Origin of the sequence: Rhizobium sp. L51/94, assembly GCF_019355555.1 — a bacterium.
In the GTDB taxonomy this organism is placed as follows: domain Bacteria; phylum Pseudomonadota; class Alphaproteobacteria; order Rhizobiales; family Rhizobiaceae; genus Rhizobium; species Rhizobium rhododendri.
Map to the genome: position 1 here is coordinate 703,552 of NZ_CP072141.1, position 23,757 is coordinate 727,308.

A 23,757-nucleotide genomic window follows, 5' to 3' on the forward strand; every position below is an offset into this window, starting at 1 on the left:
TTAACGGCGCTCCAGGAGCCTGCAGATTTCTTCCAGCTGTTCCAGTGACTTGTAGGAAATCCGCACCTGTCCGCCGCTCCCCTTGTGGGCAATCGTCACATCGAGCCCAAGCGTATCGGTGAGCGTCCGCTCCAGCGCGAGGGTATCCGAATCCTTGTCGTCCTTGCGGGCGCCGGCTGGTCGGGGGTCGTTCTGGGCCTTGATGTCATTCTGGGCGAGGCGCTCCGCATCACGAACCGACATGCCCTTGGCAACGATAGTGCGTGCAAGACCGGCGGCATCTGACGTCGACACCAAGGCGCGCGCATGACCCGCCGACAGCGCGCCGCTCGACAGCATGTCCCTGACAGGCTCCGGCAATTTCAGAAGCCGCAGCGAGTTGGCGACGTGACTGCGGCTTTTACCGATAATTTCGCCGAGATCGTTCTGCGTATAACCGTGCTCGGCAATCAGCTGGTCGTAGCCGAGCGCCTCTTCGAGAGGGTTAAGATCGGCCCGCTGGACGTTTTCGACAATGGCGATTTCCAGTGCGGTCTTGTCGTCGACATCGCGGACGATCACCGGGATCTCGATCAGGCCCGAAAGCTGAGCCGCACGCCAACGACGTTCGCCCGCAATGATCTCGTACCTGCCACTAGAGACGGTGCGAACGACGACCGGCTGCACGATGCCGTGCTGGCGTATGGAGGAGGCGAGGTCCTGCAGGTCCGCCTCGTTGAATGTCCGGCGCGGGTTCTTTGGATTACGGCTGATAAACTCGATCGGCACAAGACGATCCGGATTGATGGTCGGCTTTGCGTCGCCCACGGGCGCCGACTGATCCATCTCACCGATGAGGGCTGCCAGACCGCGCCCCAGGCGGCGCTTCGATTGATCATCATTCATAGGTAAATACGCTCGCTTATTCTACTGGACGAAACCTTATGCCGCGATCTTGCGCTGCCGCTCCCGCTGGATCACCTCCGAAGCCAGCTGCAGATAAGCCTGGCTGCCGGCGCATTTCAAATCATAAAGAATGGCAGGCTTGCCATAGGAGGGGGCCTCCGAGACCCGGACATTGCGCGGAATCAACGTGTGATAGACCTTGTCGCCAAGATGCGTCCTGACGTCGTTGACGACCTGCTGCGCCAGATTATTACGGGCGTCGAACATGGTTAACACAATGCCCTGGATATCCAACGTGGGATTGACCGTGCGCCTCACCTGGTCGACAGTCTCGAGTAGCTGGCTCAATCCCTCGAGAGCAAAGAATTCGCACTGCAACGGAACCAGCACGGAATCTGCCGCTGCCATGGCGTTCATTGTCAACAAATTGAACGACGGCGGGCAATCGATTAGAATGTAGGAAAACTGCTTGGCATCTGGCTGCGAAAGCGCCCGCTTGAGGCGGAAAACACGATCGGCTTGCTGCGCAATCTCCATCTCCACGCCGAGCAGATCCATCGTCGACGGAACGATATAGAGATCCGGCACCACTGTCTGCACCGCGGCTTCCACAACGGTATGGGAGCCAATCAACAGATCGTAGGAGGACACCTCGCGGCGGCGGCGGTCGATACCAAGACCCGTGCTCGCGTTACCCTGCGGATCCAGATCGATAATCAGGACGCGCTCACCAATCGCAGCGAGAGCGGTGGCAAGATTGATCGCTGTGGTCGTCTTGCCGACCCCGCCCTTTTGATTGGCGACGGTGATGATACGATTTCGCTGAGCTGACATGGCCGCACCTGGGTTCGATTAAGCTCGGCGTCTGAGGTTCGAAATTTCCAGGATAACGGAATCTGCCTCAAGAACGCTCTCATGCTTTACCAGATCGAACTCCCAGCCACCATGGGCGGCGTCGATCTCCCGTTGGTAATCCCGGCCTTTATGAAGAAAAAGTTTAAGGGATTCGGTTTCCCCCGCCCAAGGCGATGCATATTCAAATAAAAGAGACAGATCTCCCAAAGCCCTTGCCGAGATCGCATCGCATCTTGCAATCGTGTTCTGCGCTTCCTCGATACGCATGCAGTGGACGCTGCCTCGACCACCGCACTCACGCAGACAAGTCCGCAGGAAAGAGGCCTTCTTCTGGTTGCTTTCGATGAGATCGACATGTCCGTCACCGAGCTCTGCCAGGAATATCGATGTAATTATTCCCGGAAAGCCCCCGCCACTGCCTAGGTCAAGCCAATGAATCGGCTTCGGATAGAGCTGAAATATCTGTGCGCTATCGGCAATGTGGCGCTGCCAAAGCTCGTTGCGTGTCGATGGCGCTACCAAATTGATTGTCTTCGCCCACTTCTCGAAAAGCGCACTGAAGATGATCAGCCGCTCAGATGTTTCACGTGAAACACGTAAACCGTTCAATTCCATATGAGGACTCTCCAGCCTTGTAAGATCACGCCACTCTGGTCGATGTCGCTGCGGCATACTTTCTCAATGCAGCAATCAGCAACAAGAGCGCTGCCGGCGTCATGCCATCGACTTTGGCAGCTTGCGCAAGATTGGCTGGGACAGCCTGTTTCAATTTATGCGTCAATTCATTCGACAGACCGGAAAGCAATGAAAAATCAAAACCAGATGGAATAACCATGGCTTCTTCACGTTGTACCTTTTCGATATCGGACGCCTGTCGCTCCATATACACCGAGTATGTCGCTTCGATCGCAAGCGCCTCAGCGACAGGCGATTCGAGCGCTGCAAGCTCGGGCCAGATGCGCTGCAGCGATGAGCGATCGTGATCCTGGTGTGACAAAAGCTCGTAAGCCGAGCGACGTTGTCCATCCTGATTGAGATGAATACCAAAAGCCGCAGCAGCGTTCGGGGTAACAGTGAGCTCCTGAAGCAGCTTCCGTCCAGCTTCCAGACGCCCAAGGTAGCTCTTAAAGCGTGCTGATCTCTCGGCACCTACGCAACCGATTGCCATGGCAGTCGGTGTCAACCTCACGTCGGCATTGTCTGCTCGTAGCGAAAGTCTATATTCTGCGCGGGACGTGAACATCCTGTATGGCTCAGCAACACCGCGTGACGTCAGATCATCGATCATCACGCCAATATAGGATTGCGTACGACTGAAATGGACAGCATCCATTCCCGCAGAAAGACGCGCCGCGTTAAGACCAGCTACCAAACCTTGCGCGGCTGCTTCTTCATAACCGGTTGTCCCGTTGATTTGACCACCGAGAAAAAGTCCCGGTAGCTTGCGCAGCTCCAGCGAAGCGCTGAGTTCGCGTGGATCGACATGATCGTATTCAATTGCATAACCCGGCTGTAGGATCGTAACTCGTTCCAGACCCGGAATAGTCCTGATAAAGGCCTGCTGCACTGACTCAGGCAAACTTGTGGAAATACCATTTGGGTAAATGGTATCGTCGTCCAAGCCCTCGGGCTCAAGAAAGATCTGGTGACCGTCACGTTCGCCGAACTTGACAATCTTATCTTCGATTGACGGACAGTAGCGCGGACCTATTCCCTCAATCTGGCCCGAATACATGGCAGACTGCTGGAGATTATCCATAACGATCTTGTGCGTGGCGGCCGTCGTCCGCGTCACACCGCAATCGACCTGTCTGTTGACGATCATGTCCGTCATGAACGAGAAGGGCACCGGATCTTCATCCGCCCCTTGCCTGCCGACTGCCGTCCAATCGATCGTCTTGCCATCGAGCCTAGCTGGGGTACCAGTCTTCAACCTGGCCAACGAAATGCCAAGCCGCTCCAGCGTGCCCGACAGTCCAACCGAAGGCTCCTCGCCCATACGTCCTGCCGGGATCTTCTGGTCGCCGATATGGATCAATCCTCGAAGGAACGTACCTGTCGTGACCACAACGCTGCGGCAGTGAAGTTCCGTACCGTCTCGCAGGGAGATTCCGGTAACTCGCCCATCGCGCTGGAGGATATCGAAAACATCACCCTCAACAACCTCCAGGTTTTCCAGCGATGCGATTTCAGCCTGCATGGCGAGGCGATAAAGCTTGCGGTCTGCCTGGGTGCGAGGACCGCGTACCGCCGGTCCCTTCTTGCGATTGAGCATTCGGAACTGTATTCCGGCAGCATCTGCAACACGGCCCATCAGTCCATCAAACGCATCGATCTCGCGAACGAGATGCCCTTTACCAAGCCCACCAATGGCAGGATTACAGGACATGACGCCGATGGTGTCCCGGCGATGCGTAACAAGTGCGGTGCGTGCACCAAGGCGGGCGGCCGCAGCTGCGGCTTCACTGCCTGCGTGGCCGCCACCTACTACAACTACATCATAACGCGTCGTTTGCATCGTAATCTCCAGCTTAGGCTGTTTTCCGGACTAACGACCGGGAGTCAAGAAGTTTCACGTGAAACACGTTTCCAACGCAGTCACCGAATGTTTCACGTGAATCATTTACCGACGCAGAACTCAGAGAAAATTACACCGAGCAAATCTTCCACATCCACATGCCCGGTTATCCGCCCCAATGAGCGGGCAGCGGCGCGCAAATGCTCAGCTCTGATATCAAGTCCGTCAGAGGAATTTAAAGCGAAAGTGATGTCTGAAATCGTTTGTTCCAGTAGCACACGGTGTCTCCGCCTCGCGGGAACTGCCATGGAAAGACCACTGGAGCGCTTTCCAAGTTCTGCCAAAAGGCGATCTTTTAATTCCGACAGTCCAGTCCCATTTTGAACAGAAATACAAATATCGTATTGCTCAGACGGCCCGTGGATATCTGCTTTAGTCCCTACCTGGATCGCGTCAGGATGACCGACAGTCTCTGTTTCGGGACTGCCAATCTCTCTCAGCACGAGGACGAGATCCGCTGCCTCAACGGTCTGAAATGCGCGCTTCACACCCTCTGCTTCTACCACATCTTCCGTCTCGCGAACGCCGGCGGTATCGAACAAGCGGACCCGAAAGCCGTCTATATCAAGATTAACCTCAAGGACATCGCGCGTCGTGCCGGCGATCTCTGTGACGATGGCAACATCTCGACCGGCCAACGCATTCAGCAACGTCGATTTCCCGCTATTGGGCGGTCCAGCTATCGCAACTCGGAACCCGTCGCGGACGATTTCTCCGAACCTTGCGCCAGCCAAATGGTCTGAAATCGCATCACGGATCAGGAGCATTTCAGCCCAAACCTGATCTGAGACGGAGCCGGGCACATCACCTTCATCCGAGAAGTCGAGCTCGGCCTCAATCAGAGCCCTGGCGCGCGTTATGCGGATCGCCCAGGCAGCATACAGCTCGGAACGTCCGCCGTTGCTCTGTTCTATCGCCAGCCGCCGCTGCATTTCGGTTTCGGCCGCCAAGAGATCTGCGAGACCCTCCGCCTCTAGCAGATCCATCCTTCCATTTTCGAACGCTCGTCGTGAAAATTCACCATTCTCCGCCAGTCTGCATCCGGAAATAGCTGAGAGCTCGTCCAATATCGCAGCCACAACTGCGAGGCCCCCATGCACTTGAAATTCCGCACAATCTTCTCCGGTGAACGAGTTCGGACCGGGAAAAAGCAGAACAATACCCTTGTCGATCACCGATCCGTTTCGAGTCCGAATCGTTCTCAGTGAGGCAGTGCGAGGCGCCGGCAGTTGCCCTGCAATCCGCGAGGCCACCGCAAATGCACCATTACCACTGACGCGGATGACAGCGACGCCGGCGGGTAAGCCGCCACTAGACAACGCATAGATCGTATCTGCAAATTGTGACACGTTGCACCGCATTTGGTACGGAACCGAATCGATCTACCCAGCATAAAGGCCGCACATGGCGGCCCTTAAGTTGCAAACGTTCGGCCGATTGAAATCAGGTATTCATCGAGTCGAAGAAATCCGGATTGTTCTTTGTCTGCTTCAGCTTGTCGATGAGGAATTCGATTGCATCCGTCGTACCCATCGGGGCAAGGATACGGCGAAGAACAAAGATCTTCTGCAGATCCTGACGCGGAACGAGCAGGTCTTCCTTACGCGTACCGGACTTAAGGATATCCATCGCCGGGAAGATGCGCTTGTCGGCGACCTTGCGGTCGAGCACGATTTCCGAGTTGCCGGTACCCTTGAATTCTTCGAAAATGACTTCGTCCATGCGGCTCCCGGTATCGATCAACGCTGTCGCGATGATCGTCAGCGATCCGCCTTCCTCGATATTTCGCGCAGCACCGAAGAAGCGCTTCGGGCGCTGCAGCGCGTTGGCGTCGACACCACCCGTTAGGACCTTGCCAGACGATGGCACGACGGTGTTGTAGGCGCGACCGAGACGGGTGATCGAATCGAGCAGGATGACGACGTCACGCCCGTGCTCCACGAGACGCTTCGCCTTCTCGATTACCATTTCAGCGACCTGTACGTGGCGAACCGCCGGCTCGTCAAAGGTTGATGACACGACCTCGCCGCGCACAGAGCGCTGCATGTCCGTCACTTCTTCAGGCCGCTCGTCGATGAGAAGGACAATCAGATAGCATTCGGGATGATTGGCCGTGATCGAGTGCGCAATGTTCTGGAGCAGGACGGTTTTACCAGTGCGCGGCGGAGCAACGATGAGGCCGCGCTGGCCCTTGCCGATCGGCGCCACGAGATCGATGACGCGGGCAGAGAGATCCTTGGTCGTCGGCACGTCGAGTTCCATACGGAAGCGGTCGTTCGGATAAAGCGGCGTCAGGTTGTCGAAGTGAACCTTGTGGCGGATTTTCTCAGGATCGTCGAAGTTGATCGTATTGACCTTGAGCAGAGCAAAATAGCGCTCGCCTTCCTTAGGTCCACGGATTGGGCCTTCGACGGTGTCGCCGGTCTTCAGCGAGAAACGGCGGATCTGCGAGGGCGAAATGTAGATATCGTCGGGCCCGGGCAGATAGTTTGCATTGGCAGAGCGCAGGAATCCAAATCCGTCCTGGAGGACTTCAACCACACCTTCGCCAATGATTTCCACGTCCTGGCTGGCCAGCACCTTCAGGATGGCAAACATCAATTCCTGTTTGCGCAACGTGCTGGCGCTTTCGACCTCGAGCGATTCGGCGAAAGCCAGCAAATCGGTCGGGGATTTGCTTTTCAGTTCTTGCAGCTTCATTTCAGCCATGAAGGGACCATTACTCTATTTTTAGAAAGGGAAAGGCGACGTTTTCGTATTCGGGACCGCGAAGGGGACTCGCGGGCGACAGGATGAATACATGCCACGAAGATGAGATGCGCGAAAATAGCGACTTCCGCAGGAAGCCGCAAGGGGCATGTCGCCGATGGCGAAAATTTAAAATGACGCCTTTTCTAGGCGAAAGGTTTGACCACGACGAGGATGACGATGGCAATCATCAGCACCGTCGGCGCCTCGTTAGCAAAACGCCAATAGCGGGCGGAGCGGGTGTTCTGGTCTTTTGCGAAGGCTTTCACGGCACGACTGAAATACACATGGACACCAGTCAGAAGCACGACAAGACCAATCTTTGCATGCAGCCAACCACCCTGGAACGCAAACCCCGACCAGGCAAGGTATAGCCCGAAGATCCAGGTCAGCATCATTGCAGGATTCATGATCACCTTGAGCAGCCGCTGCTCCATGACCTTGAAGGTTTCCGACTGGGCAGAGCCCGGCGCCGCGTCGGTGTGATAGATGAACAGCCGAGGCATGTAGAGCAGCCCGGCCATCCAGGAGATAACTGCGATGACATGCAACGCCTTGATCCACAGATAGAGATTATCCGGGTTCCAGTAAAACAGCGCCACGGCGAGCAGCACGAAAACGAGGATTGCGGTCAGCGCGCGGCTACGTGCCGTCCGTCCCGCCTTTTGATCCGTCTGCTTTTCGGCCGTCAAAACTTGAAACTCCGCACCCTGTCGACCAGCACAGCAACATTTTCAGGATCTGCCTGGGGCGTGATGCCATGGCCGAGGTTGAATATGAGGGGTCCGTCGCCAAGCCGCTCCAGGATCCGGTCTATCCCGTCTGTCAGCGCATCGCCGCCGGCCACCAGGCGCATCGGATCGAGGTTACCCTGGATAGGCCCGTCCCGCTGCAGTTCGGCAGCGAAGGAGAGGGGAACGGACCAGTCCAAGCCAATCGCATCGGCGCCGGTCTTGCGGCGATAATCCTTCAGCATGTAGCCCGCATTTTTGGCAAAAGCGATGATCCGCGCCTGAGGACGGCGCGCCTTTACCGAAGCGATAATCCGCGCCACGGGAGCCACGGCAAATGCCTCGAATTCCGCTTCCCCGAGGACGCCCGCCCAGGAATCGAAAATCTGCACCGCGTCGGCACCGGCATCGATTTGCGCCACGAGATAATCGGCAGAGAGCTCGGCGAGCATTGCCAGCAGGTGTTCGAAAGCCTTGCGATGGCGATAGCCGAACAGTCGGGCCGGCGCCTGATCAGGTGTCCCGTGTCCGGCGATCATGTACGTCGCCACCGTCCACGGCGCCCCGCAGAAACCGAGCAGCGTCGTTTCGCCCGGCAGTTCGGCCCGCAGCCGCCGCACAGTTTCAAACACAGGCTTCAGGTGCTCGAGCACATCCTTCGGTTCAAGAGCCAGAATACCGGCCTCGTCGATGGGATTCATCTGTGGCCCGTGGCCTTCCGTAAACCTTACATTCCGGTGCAAGGCGTCAGGGATGACGAGGATATCCGAAAACAATATCGCAGCATCGAAGCCATAGCGCCTTATCGGCTGCAGCGTCACCTCAACGGCGTGATCCGGCGAGTAACAGAGGTCCAGAAAGCTCCCCGCCTGAGCCCTCGTTGCCTTGTATTCGGGAAGATATCGACCTGCTTGTCGCATCAGCCATATCGGAGGGGGTGTCAGCGTTTCTCCCGCCAACACTCTCATAATTGCCCTGCGTTCTGCCGTCAAATGCCTCTTCCCTCTAAAAATTATAAAGCTCTTCTTAAGGTTTCTATTTCTAAGAGTCGGTGACTATCAAGGATTATCACTTATCCACGCGAAGTCCCCGTGACTGCCATATCCCGGAATAGTCGGGACGAAAATTGCGGCATCTTGACGAGATATGGGGACAGAATGAATTTCATCAATCATCCCTGGCATTTAGCGTGACCGTAGATTTGCGTATCCTGTGGACAAGGTTAGGATGACAATCGGTCGAAGCTTCTTTATCCCCAGTCTTCAAAGCTTCTGTTTTCAGCAAGCCGCAAAATCGCAATTGTGGACAACTTGGCAGTTATCCCAGCCCCTCCGCCATGAGGCTGCCCAATTATATTTTCCTCCCCGGTTATCAACAGACGACGGAAAACAACGTGGAGAACAGAATAAATTTCTTTCATCTGCACCTGATATCTGACTCAACCGGAGAGACTCTCATTTCCGCCGGAAGGGCGGCGTCGGTCCAATTCCAGGCGAGCCAACCAATCGAGCATGTCTACCCGCTGATCCGCAATCGCCGGCAGCTGCTGCCGGTGCTCGAGGCGATCGATGCTTCTCCGGGTATCGTGCTCTATACCATTGTCGATCACGAACTTGCCGATCTCATCGACGAGCGCTGCAAGGCGATGGGTGTCCCGTGCGTCGCTGTGCTCGAACCGGTACTCAACGTCTTCCAGACCTATCTCGGCGCCGTTTCCCGACGCAGGGTGGGCGCCCAGCATGTGATGAATGCGGATTACTTTGCCCGCATCGAAGCTTTGAATTTCACCATGGATCATGATGACGGCCAGATGCCGGATGATTATAATGATGCCGACGTCGTCATTGTCGGCATCAGTCGAACGTCGAAAACTCCGACCAGCATCTATCTCGCCAATCGCGGCATCAAGACCGCGAATATTCCGATCGTCTACGGCGTACCGCTGCCGCCGAGCCTGGCTGCCGCAACCAAGCCTCTCATCGTCGGCTTGATCGCCACCACCGACCGCATTTCGCAGGTTCGCGAAAATCGCATCCTCGGCACTACGCCCGGCTTCGATCGCGGTCATTATACCGATCGCGCGACGATCTCCGAGGAATTGAAATACGCCCGTGCGCTTTGCGCCAGGCACGGCTGGCCCGTCATTGACGTGACCCGGCGCTCGATCGAAGAAACGGCTGCCGCCATCGTTGCCCTCAAACCGAAGCTGCGCTAAGCGCAAGTCTGCCGAATAGCGCAGGGACACTCCATGACATCGCCACTCATCCTCGCGTCCTCCAGCCCCTTTCGTCGCATGCTAATGGAAAATGCCGGCCTGCGGTTCGAATCCATCGCTGCCAGCATCGACGAACGTGCCCTTGAGGCACCGCTTGAAAAAGCCGGCGCCGGCCCGGATGCCATTGCGCTGGTTCTAGCCAAGGCCAAGGCTGTCGCTGTCAGCGAAAGCCACCATGGTTCGCTGGTCATCGGTTCGGACCAGACGATGTCACTCGGCTCTCGCGTGTTTCACAAGCCGAAGGATAGCGCCGAGGCAGAGACCCATTTGCTGGCCCTCTCAGGAAAAACCCACCGGTTGAACAGTGCCGTCGCGATCGCAAGGGATGGCGACATCCTCTGGGAGCACCTGTCCCATGCCGAATTGACAATGCGGACGCTCACACCCGCTTTTATCCATCGGCATATCGGCAGGGTCGGCGACAAGGCGCTCGGCAGCGTCGGGGCCTATCAGCTGGAAGGCGAGGGGATACAGTTGTTCTCGCGGATAGACGGCGACTACTTTACGATCCTCGGCCTTCCCATGCTGCCGCTGCTCGCCGAATTGCGGGCCCTGGAGGCGATCGATGGATGATTCACGTGAAACAATCGGCCGGCGTGCGTTCGTCACAGGCTATCCTGTCAGCCATTCCCGCTCGCCGCTCATCCATGGACACTGGCTTAAAACACTGGACATCGCCGGCAGCTATCAGGCGCACGCCGTGTCCCCGGCAGATTTCCCCGGCTTCATCGCATTGCTGAAGGACGGCACCGCCGACTTCATCGGTGGCAATGTTACGATCCCGCACAAGGAACAGGCATTCGCGCTGGCCGATCGGCCGGACGAATTGGCGCAAGAGCTCGGAGCCGCCAACACGTTGTGGCTGGAGAACGGCCAGCTCATGGCAACCAATACCGATGGCCACGGCTTTGTCGCCAATCTCGATGCCCGCCACCCCGGGTGGGACAAGGTGGAAACCGCCGTCGTCCTCGGCGCCGGTGGCGCAAGCCGCGCCATCATCCAGGCGGTCCGCAACCGTGGCATCGGTACGATCCATGTGGTCAACCGCACCCTGGATCGCGCCCGCGAACTTGCCGACAGGTTCGGTCCCAGCGTCCATGCCCATCCGGAAAAGGCTTTGCGCGAGGTCATGCAGTCGGCGGGCTTGTTCATCAATACCACCTCTCTTGGCATGGATGGAGGAGGCCCGGTGCCAGCAATCGATTTCACGACGATGGCGAGGGACGCCGTTGCCACAGATATCGTCTACGTGCCGCTGAAGACGGAAACGCTTGTCCAAGCCGAACGGCAGGGTATCGCCGCGGTCGACGGTCTCGGCATGCTGCTACACCAAGCGGTGCCGGGATTTGAAAAGTGGTTTGGCCAGCGCCCAGAGGTTGATGACCCCCTGCGGCAGTTGGTTATCGCAGACATGGAAGCGCACAAATGATCCGGCTTGGCCTGACGGGCTCTATCGGCATGGGCAAGACGACAACGGCCAGGCTGTTTGCCGATGCCGGCATTCCGGTCAACGATGCCGACAAGGCGGTGCACGAACTGTACGCGGGCGAGGCGGCACCTTTGATCGAGGCGGCTTTTCCGGGAACCGTTGCAGCCGGTATCGTTGACCGGCAGCTGTTGTCTAGGCAGCTGGCGGCAAACCCGGCTGGCTTCAAGACACTCGAAGCCATAGTCCATCCGCTGGTGCGCCGCGGCGAACTGGCATTCCTGGGTGAGCAGGCCCTGGCCGGCGCCGATATCGTTGTGCTCGACATTCCCCTGTTGTTCGAAACGGCAAGCACAGATCGCGTCGATCGCATCGTCGTCGTTACTTGTGATCCACAGCTTCAGCGCCAAAGGGTTCTTGCGCGACCGGGCATGACGGAGGAGAAGTTCAATATGATTCTCTCTCGGCAGATGCCGGACGCCGACAAGCGGGCGAGGGCGGATTTCTTGATCGATACCGGAAACGGTATCGAGGCGGCCCGCAGCCAGGTCGCGGCGATCATTGCCGCCTTGAGGGCGGGCACGACGGACAGGGATTTGTGACATGCGCGAAATCATCTTCGATACGGAAACGACAGGCCTCGACAGCCGCATCGACCGCATCATCGAAATCGGTGGCGTCGAACTGTTCAACCATTTTCCGACGGGACGCACCTTTCACATGTACGTCAATCCGACCGGCCAGAAAGTCCATCCGGACGCGCTGGCGGTGCACGGCATTACCGACGAGTTCCTCGCCGACAAGCCACCCTTTGCCGAGGTCGCCGGACCGATGCTGGAATTCTTCGGCGACGCCAAGTGGATCGCCCATAACGCCAATTTCGACATGGGCTTCATCAATGCGGAGCTGGCGCGTCTCGGCATGCCGTCGATCCTGCCGGAGATGGTGATCGACACCCTGTCTCTCGCCCGTCGCAAAAACCCGATGGGTCCGAATTCTCTCGATGCCCTCTGCCGCCGCTATGGCATCGACAATACCCACCGCACCAAGCACGGTGCGCTGCTCGACTCGGAATTGCTGGCAGAAGTCTATATCGAGATGATCGGCGGCCGCCAGACAGCCTTGGGTCTAAGCTCCGATAAAGGCGGTCAGAGCGGTTCAGATCGCCGGATGGATAATGACGACGTGGTTGTCGCGGTGCTTGCGAGACCATCTCCGCTGCCGGACAGGGTAAGCGATCTGGAGCGCGAAGCACATCGGGCGCTGCTCACCAAGCTCGGAGAAAAGAGCATCTGGCTGAAATATGGTTCTGCCTGATAGATAAAAAAATGCCCGGACAAGCCGGGCACATGTCTCATGATATCGATCGAGGATCAGTTCGGAACGGAGCTGACCTGCGCACGCGTCTGTTCTTCGGCAACGCGCTGGGTGAACATCGTCGCGAAATCGATCGGGTCGATGATAAGCGGCGGGAAGCCGCCGTTGCGGGTGACGTCGGCAATGATCTGGCGCGCGAACGGGAACAGCAGGCGTGGGCATTCGATGAACAGCAGTGGCAGCATATGCTCCTGCGGAAAGCCAACGACCCGGAAAACGCCGCCATAAACCAGCTCGGTGTGGAATACGGTCTTGCCATCATCCTTGGCATCGGCATTCAGCGTCAGCACGACGTCGAAATCGGTGTCAGAGAGCGGGTTGGCATTGACGTTGACGTTGATATTGATTTCCGGCGGCTTGTCGCGGGACTGCAGCGAGCGCGGCGCACCGGGATTTTCGAAGGACAAATCCTTCGTGTACTGGGCAAGAACGGATAGGCTGGGGGCGGTCTCGCCGTTGATTTCGTCGGCCATGGCACTTCCTCGCGGCTCAAAATGGTGTCGCCATCTAACATTTCATGCCGGGGCTTACAACCCTTCGGCCGCCGGGCCAAAACCGCGGGGCTCAGTCCTTCAGGCGCTTGTGATCGGACCACGGAGAGCCTGGATTCGGGCCGCGACGAAAATCATCTGCGTCGAGATCGACCACGGGCCCCGAGCTGTTCGGCTTTTCCGGCGCGCCGCGCGAGCGATTGAACGCCGGCGAAGACCCCAGGATGACGATGCGGCGGCTGAGAAACTTCCAAGCGAGATCGCGCACGCCAGGAATGAAGAGAAGCAGGCCAAGGATGTCTGTGAAGAAGCCGGGTACCAGCAGCAGGAACGCAGCCACCACCACCATCGCACCATGCACGAGATCGCGGGCAGGCGCTGCACCGTCGCGGCTTGCCATCGAGAGCCGCCGCAGGATGCTCAATCCCTGGGATCGCAGCAGAAACGCGCCGACGACGACACTGAGGACGACGAGGCCGAGCGTTGCCCAGATACCGATCGCCTTGCCGACCACGACGAAGCCGGCGATCTCCACCAGGGGGAGCAGCAGGACGAAGGCAGGTAGAAGCGAAAGGCGCATGGTCTCTTCCTCGAATGAGTAACTTGGCTGCCGTTCAGCATAGCAGATCACAAAGATGAGGACCTGCTATTTGAATGATGGCATTATGCTGACTATATGGGTGTTGAAACTTCGAATGTGAACAGTGGTGCCGGAGCGATATGGGTTCGAATGACTTTGTGACGATTTTCTTTCTGGTCGCAGCGGTGCTGATCTTCCTTCAGTTGCGCAGCGTGCTTGGTCGCCGCACGGGCACCGAGAAGCCACCACGTGATCTGTACACTCCGCGCGATGCTGTCAAAGGTCCCGATGCGCCGGATACCGGCAAAGTCGTTACTCTGCCGCGTCGCGACGCCGTCGATGACGAAAATCGCTTTGCAGCCGTCGATGCCTTCGCCAAGCCTGAAACGCCGCTGAACGCGCAGTTGCGCGAAGTGGTGAAGATCGACCCGTCCTTCGATCCGAAGGAGTTCGTCAAGGGCGCCCGCATGGCCTACGAGATGATCGTCATGGCTTTTGCCGATGGCGACCGGAAGGCGCTGAAGGGTCTGCTGTCAAACGAGGTTTACGAGGGCTTCGACGCAGCGATCGCCGATCGCGAAGCACGCGGCGAGAGGGTCAAGTCCAGCTTCGTCGGCATCGACCGGAGCGATATCATGAGTGCCGAGATCAAGGAGACCGATGCATTGGTCACCATTCGCATCGTCAGCCAGATGATATCGGCGACATACGACAAGGCCGACGTGCTGGTGGATGGCGATGCGGAGCAGGTATCTGAAGTCAGCGACCTCTGGACATTCGCCCGCGACACGCGCTCACGCGATCCGAACTGGAAACTTGTGGCGACCGAATCCGAGCAATGAGTGCCCGATCCAACGATTTTTTGCTGGAGCCGACAACCTTTGACGATCTGAAGGGCTGGGGGGATGACGATCCCTCCGGCCTTTTCGATGCAATGCGGGCCTGTTATCGGCACGTCACTGAGACAAAGTCCTACCGAGCCGGGTCGCTCGGGCTGACGACGGCGGACCTGCTGCCGCTGCTGGAAGCGGCAAAGGACATCGAGCCAGCCGATGCCGGAGAGGCCCGGGCTTTTTTCGAAGCCAATTGCCAGCCGTTTTTCATACGGCGGAGCGAAGACCGCAGCGGGTTCGTCACCGCATTCTTCGAGCCAGAAATAGAAGTGTCCGCAACACCCGATGCGGTCTATCGCTATCCCTTCTACCGTCGCCCGACCGATTTGGTCGATCTCGATGACAGCAACCGCCCGGCCGGACTGGATCCATCCTACATGTTCGCACGTCTGAGGGATGGCGAGATCGATGCCTATCCGGACCGCGGCGAGATCACCTCTGGCTACCTTGCCGGCAAGGGTCTGGAAATCGCCTGGGCCAGATCCAGCGTCGATGTGTTTTTCGTGCATGTTCAGGGCGCCGCGCGGCTGCGATATCCGGATGGGACGCTCCGTCGTATCACATATGCCGCCAAGGCCGGCCATCCGTTCTCGGCTGTCGGTCGGCTGCTGATCGACCGTGGCGAACTGGACCGCTCGACGATCTCGATGCAGACGATCCGGGACTGGCTCTACGCCCATCCGGAAGAAGTCGACGAGGTTCTCTCACACAATCGCTCCTACATTTTCTTCCGCGAGGCCGATGTTGCAGATCTGCAGGCCGGGCCAATCGCAGCGGCCAAGGTGCCGCTGGTGGCGGGCCGGGCGCTCGCCGTCGACAGGCTGATCCATACCTTCGGCTTCCCCTTCTTCATCCGCTCGGAAAGCCTCACCCACCTGGACAACGGCGGACCGTTCCAGCGGCTGATGCTGGCGCTCGACACCGGTTCGGCAATTGTCGGCCCCGCACGTGGCGACATCTTCACCGGCTCGGGCTATGAAGCCGGAGAACTGGCGGGCACCGTCCGTCATGACGCCGATTTCTACATTCTCGTGCCCAGGGCGGCTGCCGCGAGGTTCAGCTGATGGCGAAGGACCGCAAGCTCAGCCCGGAGGAGCGCATTCTCTGGAGCAAGGTCGCCAAGAGTACCCGGCCGCTGCCGCAGCATATGGCCGAGATGCAGGCGCTCGATATCTTTCTGACCGAGCAGCAGGCCGCCGAAGCGCAGCGCGATGTATCATCACCTCCGCCTCCGAAGATGCCGATTTCGCAACAACCCCTGCCGATGCCGCAAAAGCCGCAGCCTTCCGCCAGCAAGCACCATCCGCTCGAGCGGCCGGTGAAGCGCAAGATCGCCAAGGGTCGGCTTCCGCTGGAAGCAAGGATCGACCTGCACGGCCTCTACCAGGACGAGGCGCATGATCTGCTGCTCGATTTCCTGGTTCGGGCCCATATGCGCGGTCTGCGCCATGTGCTGGTCATAACAGGCAAGGGAAGCTCGATGGGCAGCGAAGGCGCTCTGAAGCGGGCAGCACCTTTGTGGTTCTCCAAGCCCGACTTCCGCTATCTCATCTCGTCCTATGAAACGGCGGCCCAGCATCATGGCGGCGAAGGCGCCCTCTATATCCGCCTGGCAAGGCGTCCGGGAGATGCGCCATGACGCCATTCGGCGAAGCGGTGCGCAAGCTCCGCGAACGCAAGGGCGTGACGCAGAAGGAAATGGCGGCCGCGCTCGACGTGACGCCCGCCTACCTCTCGGCGCTGGAACACGGCAAACGGGGTCTCCCGACCTTCGTCATGCTGCAAAGGATTGCCGGCTATTTCAATATCATCTGGGACGAGGCCGAGGAGCTGTTCATGCTGGCGCGCGGTTCCGACCCGCGGGTCGTGATCGACACGGCGGGGATGGCGCCGCAATATACGGCGCTCGCCAATCGCCTTGCCGGACAATTTCGCTTTCTCGACCAGGATGCTGTAGAAGCACTGGAGGCCATCCTCGAAAAGGCTCGGAAAACTGGCTGAAATCAGCCTTAATCCCCTGCTTTATAGGTCTTTTCGGGGTCATGTATTTGGCATTGACTATGAAATACCCCTATAGTCCGGGGAGGAAAAACGATGATTCGCAAGGATCGTCGCGCCCTGCGATAACACGAAAGACTTCAAGCCATGACCGATATTCCCGCGACCGAAAATGCCGCCAATCCTGAATATGGCGCTGACTCCATCAAGGTCCTGAAAGGCCTCGATGCCGTGCGCAAGCGGCCCGGCATGTATATCGGCGACACGGATGATGGCTCCGGCCTGCATCACATGGTCTACGAAGTCGTCGATAACGCCATCGACGAAGCGCTCGGTGGCCACGCCGACCTGGTAACCGTGACGCTCAACCCCGACGGCTCGGTGACGGTGACCGACAATGGTCGTGGTATTCCGACGGATATCCACACGGGCGAGGGAATATCCGCTGCCGAAGTGATCATGACCCAGCTGCACGCCGGCGGCAAATTCGACCAGAACTCCTACAAGGTGTCCGGCGGTCTGCATGGCGTCGGCGTCTCCGTCGTCAACGCGCTGTCGGTCTGGCTCAAGTTGCGCATCAAGCGCCAGGGCAAGATCCACGAGATCAGCTTCACCCACGGCGTCGCCGACGCACCGCTGGTGACGCTCGGAGACAGCGGCGGCGAAACGGGCACGGAAGTCACCTTCCAGCCCAGCACCGAAACCTTCACGATGATCGAGTTCGACTTCGCAACGCTGGAGCACCGGTTGCGCGAACTCGCCTTCCTCAATTCCGGCGTCCGCATCCTTCTCACCGACAAGCGTCATTCCGACGTCAAACAGGTGGAAATGCTTTATGACGGCGGCCTCGAAGCCTTCGTCGTCTATCTCGATCGCGCCAAGAAGCCGCTGGTCGACAAGCCCGTTGCCATCCGTGGCGAAAAGGACGGCATCGTCGTCGAAGTGGCGATGTGGTGGAACGACAGCTACCACGAGAACGTACTCTGCTTCACCAACAACATCCCGCAGCGCGACGGCGGCACCCATATGGCCGGTTTCCGTGGCGCCCTGACCCGTCAGATCACCTCCTACGGCGAGACCTCGGGCATCAGCAAGCGCGAGAAGGTGACGCTGACGGCAGACGACTGCCGCGAAGGCCTGACGGCCGTGCTGTCGGTGAAAGTGCCGGATCCGAAATTCTCTTCGCAGACCAAGGACAAGCTGGTTTCCTCGGAAGTTCGCCCGGTCGTCGAAAGTCTTGTCAACGAGGCGCTCGGCACTTGGCTCGAAGAACATCCGACCGAGGCCAAGATCCTGATCGGCAAGGTCGCGGAAGCCGCCATGGCCCGCGAAGCCGCCAAGAAGGCCCGCGAACTCACGCGCCGCAAGGGCGCCCTCGACATCGCCTCGCTGCCGGGCAAGCTCGCCGACTGCTCCGAGCGTGACCCTACCAAGTCCGAAGTCTTCCTCGTCGAAGGGGATTCCGCCGGCGGCTCAGCCAAGCAGGGCCGCTCGCGCGAAAACCAGGCAATCCTGCCGCTGCGAGGCAAGATCCTCAATGTCGAGCGTGCGCGCTTCGACAAGATGCTCGGCAGCCAGGAAATCGGTACGCTGATCATCGCGCTCGGCACCGGCATCGGCAAGGATGAGTTCAACGCCGACAAGCTGCGCTACCACAAGATCATCATCATGACGGACGCCGACGTGGACGGCGCCCATATTCGCACGCTGCTGCTGACCTTCTTCTTCCGCCAGATGCCGGAGCTGATCGAGCGCGGCCACATCTACATCGCCCAGCCGCCGCTCTACAAAGTGTCGCGCGGCAAATCGATCCAGTATCTGAAGGACGAGAAGGCGCTGGAAGAGTATCTGATCGGCCAGGGCCTCGACGACGCCAGCCTGCGGCTCGGCAGCGGCGAAGTCCGCTCCGGCCAGGATCTGCGCGAAGTCATTCAGGACGCGCTGCGTCTGAGGGCACTGCTCGAAAATCTGCATTCCCGCTATAACCGCGCCGTCGTAGAGCAGGCGGCGATTGCCGGCGCGCTCAATGCCGACGTGGTCAGCGATCCCGCCCGGGCCGCGACGATCGTTGCCGAAGTTGCCCGTCGTCTGGACATTATTGCCGAAGAAACGGAACGTGGCTGGATCGGCGACATGACCGACGAGGGCGGCTTGCGTCTGGAACGCACCGTGCGCGGGGTCAAGGAAGTCATCACCCTCGACATGGCGCTGATCGGCTCGTCCGATGCCCGCCATATCGACCAACTCGGCCCGCGCCTCAAGGAAATCTACGACGTGCCGCCGAAACTGGTGCGGAGAGACGGCGAAACGGAAATCTCCGGGGCCCGTGCGCTGCTGGAAGCCGTCTTTGCCAGCGGTCGTAAGGGTCTGTCGATGCAACGCTACAAGGGCCTCGGCGAAATGAATGCCGAGCAGCTCTGGGAAACGACGCTCGATCCGAACGTGCGCTCGCTGCTGCAGGTTCGCGTCAACGACGCCGTCGATGCCGACAGCCTGTTTGCCCGGCTTATGGGCGATGAAGTCGAGCCGCGCCGCGAGTTCATCCAGGACAATGCGCTCAACGTCGCCAACCTCGACATCTAATCTATCAGCGACCAGACATGGAAAAGCCCGCGCCGCAAATCTGCAGCGCGGGCTTCGTTGTGTCGGAATCAGGGATTACTTGGCGATGAACTTGCCGTTGAAGGCGACCTCGGCCAATGGCTTGCGCGGGCTCGGGACTTCGCGTTCGCGCAGGCCTTCCGGCAGCTGGTTCTTGTCGCCGATCTTGCCGATGGCGACGGCGCATTCGACGCGGAAGCCGTCCGGAATGCCGAGTACGCCCGGCACCTTGTCGAAGTGAACGCCGGTCATGCCGTGCGCTTCATAGCCGGAGAGATGGGCCTGCAGGGCAATGTAGCCCGATGCGGTGCCGGCGTCGAAGGAGTGGCTGTAGATCGGCTTCTGGTCGTCGGCACCGAGTTCGCCGGAATGCGTGCGGGAAACGATGAACAACAGCGCGGATGCAGACTTAACCCAGCTCTGGTTGAAGTCGATCAGCAGGCTGAGGAACGTGTCCCACTGCTCGGAGCCGCGCAGCGCGTAGACGAAACGCCAGGGCTGGTGGTTGTAGGAGGAGGCTGCCCAGTGGCCGGCTTCGAGGATCGTCAGCAGATCTGCTTCCGGCATGGTCTCGTTGTTGAATGCACGGGGCGACCAGCGATCCAGGAAAAGGGCGTCGATCGGATGGTTGGATTCGCGGCTGTTGCTGCTTGTCATGGTTTTTCTCTCTGAAACGGTCTGCGCTGGGAGCAGCGCTTGTGTTTGGATGGAGTGCCCGACGATGTATAGCGTGCCGCCCGCCATAGTCCAGATCGCCGGCGCTTCTGGCGATGGCGCAAGGGTGACGGTCTGTTTCAACAATGTGTGATGTGGCCTTCGCAGGGGCCGGGTAGAACAGTAATTCCCGCGCGCGAAGGAGAAGAACATGCTGGTCGACGGAAAGTGGACGGAAGATTGGCAGCCGGTGCAGGCAAAGGACGAAAAGGGTGGCTTTGTCCGCCAGACGTCCAGCTTTCGAAACTGGGTGACGCCGGATGGCAGCGCCGGCCCGACCGGTACCGGTGGGTTTGCTGCCGAACCGGGCCGCTATCACCTTTATGTTGCGCTGATCTGCCCTTGGGCATCGCGGACGCTGATTGGCCGGGCGATGAAGGGCCTGGAAGCTGCTATCGATATCTCCATCGTCGAACCTGCCCTCACAAAGCAGGGCTGGCAATTCGGCGACTATCCCGGCGCGACCGAGGACAGCGTCAACGGTGCCCGCTATATCCACGAACTCTATACGATGGCTGATCCGCATTTTACCGGAAGGGCGACAGTTCCCGTCCTCTGGGATACCCGGACGAACACCATCGTCAACAATGAATCGTCCGACATCCTGAGGATGATGAATGACGGCTTTGGCGATCTGGCAACCCTCTCGACCGATCTCTATCCGAATGACCGGCGCGAAGAGATCGACGCCTTCAACGCGCGGATCTACCCGTCGCTCAACAACGGCGTCTATCGGACCGGCTTTGCGACGACGCAGCTCGCCTACGAGGAAGGTTTCCGGGATGTCTTCGACTGTCTGGATTGGGCCGAACTCCAGTTCGAAGGCAAGCGCTTCCTCTTTGCCGATCACCCGACTGAAGCAGATATCCGTCTGTTCGTGACGCTGGTGCGCTTCGATGTCGCCTATCACGGCATTTTCAAATGCAATCTCAGGCGTCTCTCCGATTACTCAAATCTCAGCGCTTTCTGCCGGAGCATGCTCGATTGGCCTGGCATCGCGGAGACGGTAAGTTTCGACCACATCAAGCGCGGATATTACTCGATAGAGACGCTCAATCCATCCGGCATCGTTCCGGTTGGCCCCGCGCTCGAAGAGCTGTTCTGATCGCCAAGCCATCGGATATTACACTCAGGCAAGTGGTATATCCTTTCCCATCGCGTCGCTTTGCCGGTTGCCTTCACGGGCTGTCGGCGTAAAGTTTGGCACGCAATCCACGGGTGACACAGGTGAATGTTTCGTTCATATATGGCGAAACACACTTCTGAAGACATGGCAGGAAGGAAAATACGATGAAACTGATGCGAGTCGGCGAGCCCGGCAAGGAAAAGCCGGCCCTCCTGGACAAGGAAGGCAAGATCCGCGATCTGTCGGCGCATGTTGCCGATATCGGCGGAGAGGCGATCCATCCGGATAGCCTGGCAAAGCTTGCCCAGATCGATCCCGACACCTTACCGGAACTGGCGGCAGGCCGTATCGGCGCTTGCGTCGCGGGTACGGGCAAGTTCATCTGTATCGGCCTCAATTTTTCGGACCACGCCGCAGAGACCGGCGCTACTGTGCCGCCTGAACCGATCATATTCATGAAGGCCACTTCCGCCATCGCTGGTCCGAATGACACGGTTCTCATTCCGCGCGGCTCTGAAAAAACCGACTGGGAAGTCGAACTCGGCGTCGTCATCGGCAAGACGGCTAAGTATGTCAGCGAAGCCGACGCACTCGATTATGTCGCCGGCTACTGCGTTTCGCATGACGTCTCCGAGCGCGCTTTCCAGACGGAGCGCTCCGGCCAGTGGACTAAGGGAAAGTCCTGCGACACATTCGGCCCGATCGGCCCCTGGCTGGTCACGAAGGATGAAGTTGCGGATCCGCAGAATCTCGGCATGTGGCTGAAGGTCAACGGCAAAACCATGCAGGATGGATCCACCAAGACGATGGTCTACGGCGTCGCGCACCTGGTTTCCTACCTCAGCCAGTTCATGTCGCTGCAGCCGGGCGACGTCATCTCGACCGGTACGCCCCCGGGCGTCGGAATGGGCATGAAGCCGCCCACTTACCTGAAGGCCGGCGACGTGGTCGAACTCGGCATCGAAGGTCTCGGGGACCAACGCCAGACGTTCGCCGCCGACGCTTAAGTTCAACGACCACAAACGACACCATGCCGGAGATCAATTCTCCGGCATTTTAATTTATAGGCCCTCCACTGTGTCTAACTTTGGCAGAATGTGATAGGGACCTCGGTAATACTGCCGCTGATCCGCACGAAGGACCAGCCATTCTTTCGGCCGCAGTCGAAAAGGTAATGTCGGTCATGTACTATCATCTCTACGAACTGAACCATGCGGTCATGGCGCCATTCCGGGCTGCTGCTGGCATGATGCGCCAGGCTTACGATAATCCGCTCAATCCCATGGCCGAAACCGCGTTCGGCAGGACGATATCTGCCAGTCTCGAGGTCTTCGAGCGCAGCACGCGGCGTTACGGAAAGCCCGAGTTCGGGCTGGTGCAGACAGTCATCGACGACAAGCCCGTGGTCGTCACCGAGGCTGTCGTCTGGCAGAAGCCGTTCTGTCGTTTGCTCCATTTCGAAAGGGACCTGCCAGTCCCCCGTCCGTCCGATCCGCGGATCCTGATCGTGGCGCCGATGTCCGGCCATTACGCGACGTTGCTGCGCGGTACGGTGGAGGCGCTGTTGCCCGGCGCCGATGTCTATATCACCGACTGGACCGATGCCCGGATGATACCCGTCGAAGAGGGCGACTTCGATCTCGACGACTACATCGACTATATCGTCGCCATGCTGCATCACCTCGGGCAGGATACCCATGTGGTGGCCGTCTGTCAGCCATCCGTGCCGGTGCTCGCTGCAGCCGCCCTTATGGAAGAGGCTGGCGATCCGCTGTCGCCCGCGTCCATGACGCTGATGGGCGGCCCGATCGATACGCGCATCAATCCGACCGGTGTCAACAAGCTCGCCATGGACAAGCCCATCGAGTGGTTTGCCGATAATGTGGTGATGAACGTTCCGTGGCCGCTGCCGGGTTTTGGGCGGTCGGTGTATCCGGGCTTCCTGCAGCTTTCTGGCTTCATGTCGATGAACCTCGACCGGCACGTCATTGCCCAGAAGGATTTCTTCATGCACCTCGTCAAGAACGACGGGGAGCCCGAAAAGCATCGCGAGTTTTATGACGAGTATCTGGCGGTCATGGACTTGACCTCGCAGTTCTACCTGCAGACGGTCGAGCAGGTGTTCATGAAACACGCCTTGCCGAAGGGCGAGTTGCACCATCGTGGTCACCGCGTCGATCCATCTGCGATCCGCAAGGTGGCGCTCCTGACGGTGGAAGGCGAAAACGACGATATCTCCGGCGTCGGCCAGACCAAGGCGGCGCAGACGATCTGCAGCAACATCCCCGACGCAATGCGGATGCATTATTTGCAGCCAGATGTCGGTCACTACGGTGTCTTCAATGGCTCTCGCTTCCGCCGCGAAATAGCGCCGCGCATCCTGGCTTTTGCCAGGGCCCACTCGAGAACTGCCGATGTCCCGAAGCGGAAGGCCAAGGGCTCAAGAACGGCCTAGGCGCGAAAAACGGGATTTTCGATC

General features: G+C 58.8%; 24 protein-coding genes. 13 read left to right on the forward strand and 11 right to left on the reverse strand.

Annotation, left to right across the window (positions count from 1 at the left end):
- The 8 genes from J5274_RS03390 to hemE all read right to left on the reverse strand — a co-directional run bounded on the left by J5274_RS03390 (position 1) and on the right by hemE (position 8,765).
- Positions 1-885 (reverse strand): ParB/RepB/Spo0J family partition protein, encoded by an 885-nt coding sequence (locus J5274_RS03390; RefSeq protein ID WP_142828729.1) that lies wholly within the window; start codon positions 883-885, stop codon positions 1-3.
- Between the two features lie 36 nt (positions 886-921).
- Positions 922-1,719 carry a ParA family protein gene (locus J5274_RS03395; protein ID WP_111222118.1) on the reverse strand — a complete coding sequence of 266 codons (798 nt, stop codon included), beginning with the start codon at positions 1,717-1,719 and terminating at the stop codon, positions 922-924.
- An 18-nt stretch (positions 1,720-1,737) separates the two neighbouring features.
- Positions 1,738-2,355, reverse strand: coding sequence for a 16S rRNA (guanine(527)-N(7))-methyltransferase RsmG (rsmG, locus tag J5274_RS03400; protein ID WP_219274756.1), 618 nt, complete (start codon positions 2,353-2,355; stop codon positions 1,738-1,740).
- A gap of 25 nt (positions 2,356-2,380) precedes the next feature.
- Positions 2,381-4,258 carry a tRNA uridine-5-carboxymethylaminomethyl(34) synthesis enzyme MnmG gene (mnmG, locus tag J5274_RS03405; RefSeq protein WP_142828725.1) on the reverse strand — a complete coding sequence of 626 codons (1,878 nt, stop codon included), beginning with the start codon at positions 4,256-4,258 and terminating at the stop codon, positions 2,381-2,383.
- Positions 4,259-4,359: 101 nt separating this feature from the next.
- Positions 4,360-5,679 carry a tRNA uridine-5-carboxymethylaminomethyl(34) synthesis GTPase MnmE gene (gene mnmE, locus J5274_RS03410; protein ID WP_142828723.1) on the reverse strand — a complete coding sequence of 440 codons (1,320 nt, stop codon included), beginning with the start codon at positions 5,677-5,679 and terminating at the stop codon, positions 4,360-4,362.
- Positions 5,680-5,761: 82 nt separating this feature from the next.
- Entirely contained in the window at positions 5,762-7,027 is a 1,266-nt protein-coding gene (gene rho, locus J5274_RS03415) for a transcription termination factor Rho (RefSeq protein WP_111222121.1), read from the reverse strand.
- A gap of 185 nt (positions 7,028-7,212) precedes the next feature.
- The gene (gene hemJ, locus J5274_RS03420; protein ID WP_142828721.1) at positions 7,213-7,758 is read right to left on the reverse strand and encodes a protoporphyrinogen oxidase HemJ; all 546 of its coding nucleotides are present in this window, start codon (positions 7,756-7,758) and stop codon (positions 7,213-7,215) included.
- Positions 7,755-8,765, reverse strand: a complete 1,011-nt coding sequence (gene hemE / locus J5274_RS03425; protein ID WP_374113731.1) for a uroporphyrinogen decarboxylase — start codon at positions 8,763-8,765, stop codon at positions 7,755-7,757. Before hemE ends, hemJ begins: the two co-directional genes overlap by 4 nt.
- Positions 8,766-9,190: 425 nt before the next feature.
- Here hemE and J5274_RS03430 point away from each other — a divergent pair, with 425 nt between their 5' ends.
- Genes J5274_RS03430 through dnaQ form a run of 5 tightly spaced genes read left to right on the forward strand, consistent with a single transcriptional unit; the run spans position 9,191 to position 12,815 of the window.
- Positions 9,191-10,012: a pyruvate, water dikinase regulatory protein gene (locus J5274_RS03430; RefSeq protein WP_142828717.1), complete on the forward strand. Its 822-nt coding sequence runs from the start codon at positions 9,191-9,193 to the stop codon at positions 10,010-10,012.
- Between the two features lie 33 nt (positions 10,013-10,045).
- A complete protein-coding gene (locus tag J5274_RS03435; RefSeq protein WP_142828715.1) occupies positions 10,046-10,645 on the forward strand; it encodes a Maf-like protein in 600 nt (199 codons plus the stop codon).
- A complete protein-coding gene (locus J5274_RS03440; protein WP_142828714.1) occupies positions 10,638-11,501 on the forward strand; it encodes a shikimate dehydrogenase in 864 nt (287 codons plus the stop codon). The genes J5274_RS03435 and J5274_RS03440 overlap by 8 nt, the downstream gene beginning before the upstream one ends.
- Positions 11,498-12,100, forward strand: coding sequence for a dephospho-CoA kinase (gene coaE / locus J5274_RS03445; RefSeq protein WP_142828712.1), 603 nt, complete (start codon positions 11,498-11,500; stop codon positions 12,098-12,100). Before J5274_RS03440 ends, coaE begins: the two co-directional genes overlap by 4 nt.
- Before the next feature lies 1 nt (position 12,101).
- Positions 12,102-12,815 (forward strand): DNA polymerase III subunit epsilon, encoded by a 714-nt coding sequence (dnaQ, locus tag J5274_RS03450; RefSeq protein WP_142828710.1) that lies wholly within the window; start codon positions 12,102-12,104, stop codon positions 12,813-12,815.
- Positions 12,816-12,871: 56 nt separating this feature from the next.
- Here dnaQ and secB read toward each other — a convergent pair whose 3' ends face one another.
- Both secB and J5274_RS03460 read right to left on the reverse strand, forming a co-directional pair.
- Positions 12,872-13,348, reverse strand: coding sequence for a protein-export chaperone SecB (gene secB / locus J5274_RS03455; RefSeq protein ID WP_111222128.1), 477 nt, complete (start codon positions 13,346-13,348; stop codon positions 12,872-12,874).
- Between the two features lie 91 nt (positions 13,349-13,439).
- On the reverse strand, positions 13,440-13,946 hold the full coding sequence (locus tag J5274_RS03460; protein WP_142828708.1) for an FxsA family protein: 507 nt from the start codon (positions 13,944-13,946) through the stop codon (positions 13,440-13,442).
- A 140-nt stretch (positions 13,947-14,086) separates the two neighbouring features.
- On the opposite strand from J5274_RS03460, the gene J5274_RS03465 reads away from it, so the two are divergent.
- The 5 genes from J5274_RS03465 (at position 14,087) to gyrB (ending at position 19,420) form a co-directional block, all read left to right on the forward strand.
- Positions 14,087-14,788 (forward strand): Tim44/TimA family putative adaptor protein, encoded by a 702-nt coding sequence (locus J5274_RS03465; protein WP_142828706.1) that lies wholly within the window; start codon positions 14,087-14,089, stop codon positions 14,786-14,788.
- Positions 14,785-15,903, forward strand: coding sequence for a murein transglycosylase A (locus J5274_RS03470; protein ID WP_142828704.1), 1,119 nt, complete (start codon positions 14,785-14,787; stop codon positions 15,901-15,903). Before J5274_RS03465 ends, J5274_RS03470 begins: the two co-directional genes overlap by 4 nt.
- Positions 15,903-16,478, forward strand: a complete 576-nt coding sequence (locus tag J5274_RS03475) for a Smr/MutS family protein (RefSeq protein WP_142828703.1) — start codon at positions 15,903-15,905, stop codon at positions 16,476-16,478. Before J5274_RS03470 ends, J5274_RS03475 begins: the two co-directional genes overlap by 1 nt.
- Positions 16,475-16,840 (forward strand): helix-turn-helix domain-containing protein, encoded by a 366-nt coding sequence (locus tag J5274_RS03480; protein ID WP_142828701.1) that lies wholly within the window; start codon positions 16,475-16,477, stop codon positions 16,838-16,840. Before J5274_RS03475 ends, J5274_RS03480 begins: the two co-directional genes overlap by 4 nt.
- Positions 16,841-16,984: 144 nt before the next feature.
- A complete protein-coding gene (gene gyrB, locus J5274_RS03485) occupies positions 16,985-19,420 on the forward strand; it encodes a DNA topoisomerase (ATP-hydrolyzing) subunit B (RefSeq protein WP_142828699.1) in 2,436 nt (811 codons plus the stop codon).
- Positions 19,421-19,495: 75 nt separating this feature from the next.
- On the opposite strand, the gene J5274_RS03490 is transcribed toward gyrB, so the two are convergent.
- Entirely contained in the window at positions 19,496-20,095 is a 600-nt protein-coding gene (locus tag J5274_RS03490) for a nitroreductase family protein (protein WP_142828697.1), read from the reverse strand.
- Between the two features lie 208 nt (positions 20,096-20,303).
- Between J5274_RS03490 and J5274_RS03495 the strand changes: the two genes are divergently transcribed.
- The 3 genes from J5274_RS03495 (at position 20,304) to J5274_RS03505 (ending at position 23,733) form a co-directional block, all read left to right on the forward strand.
- Complete coding sequence (locus tag J5274_RS03495; protein ID WP_142828695.1) at positions 20,304-21,257, forward strand: glutathione S-transferase family protein; 954 nt, start codon at positions 20,304-20,306, stop codon at positions 21,255-21,257.
- A gap of 185 nt (positions 21,258-21,442) precedes the next feature.
- Entirely contained in the window at positions 21,443-22,285 is an 843-nt protein-coding gene (locus tag J5274_RS03500) for a fumarylacetoacetate hydrolase family protein (protein ID WP_142828693.1), read from the forward strand.
- A 176-nt stretch (positions 22,286-22,461) separates the two neighbouring features.
- A complete protein-coding gene (locus tag J5274_RS03505; RefSeq protein ID WP_142828814.1) occupies positions 22,462-23,733 on the forward strand; it encodes a polyhydroxyalkanoate depolymerase in 1,272 nt (423 codons plus the stop codon).
- The last annotated feature ends 24 nt before the right edge of the window (positions 23,734-23,757 follow it).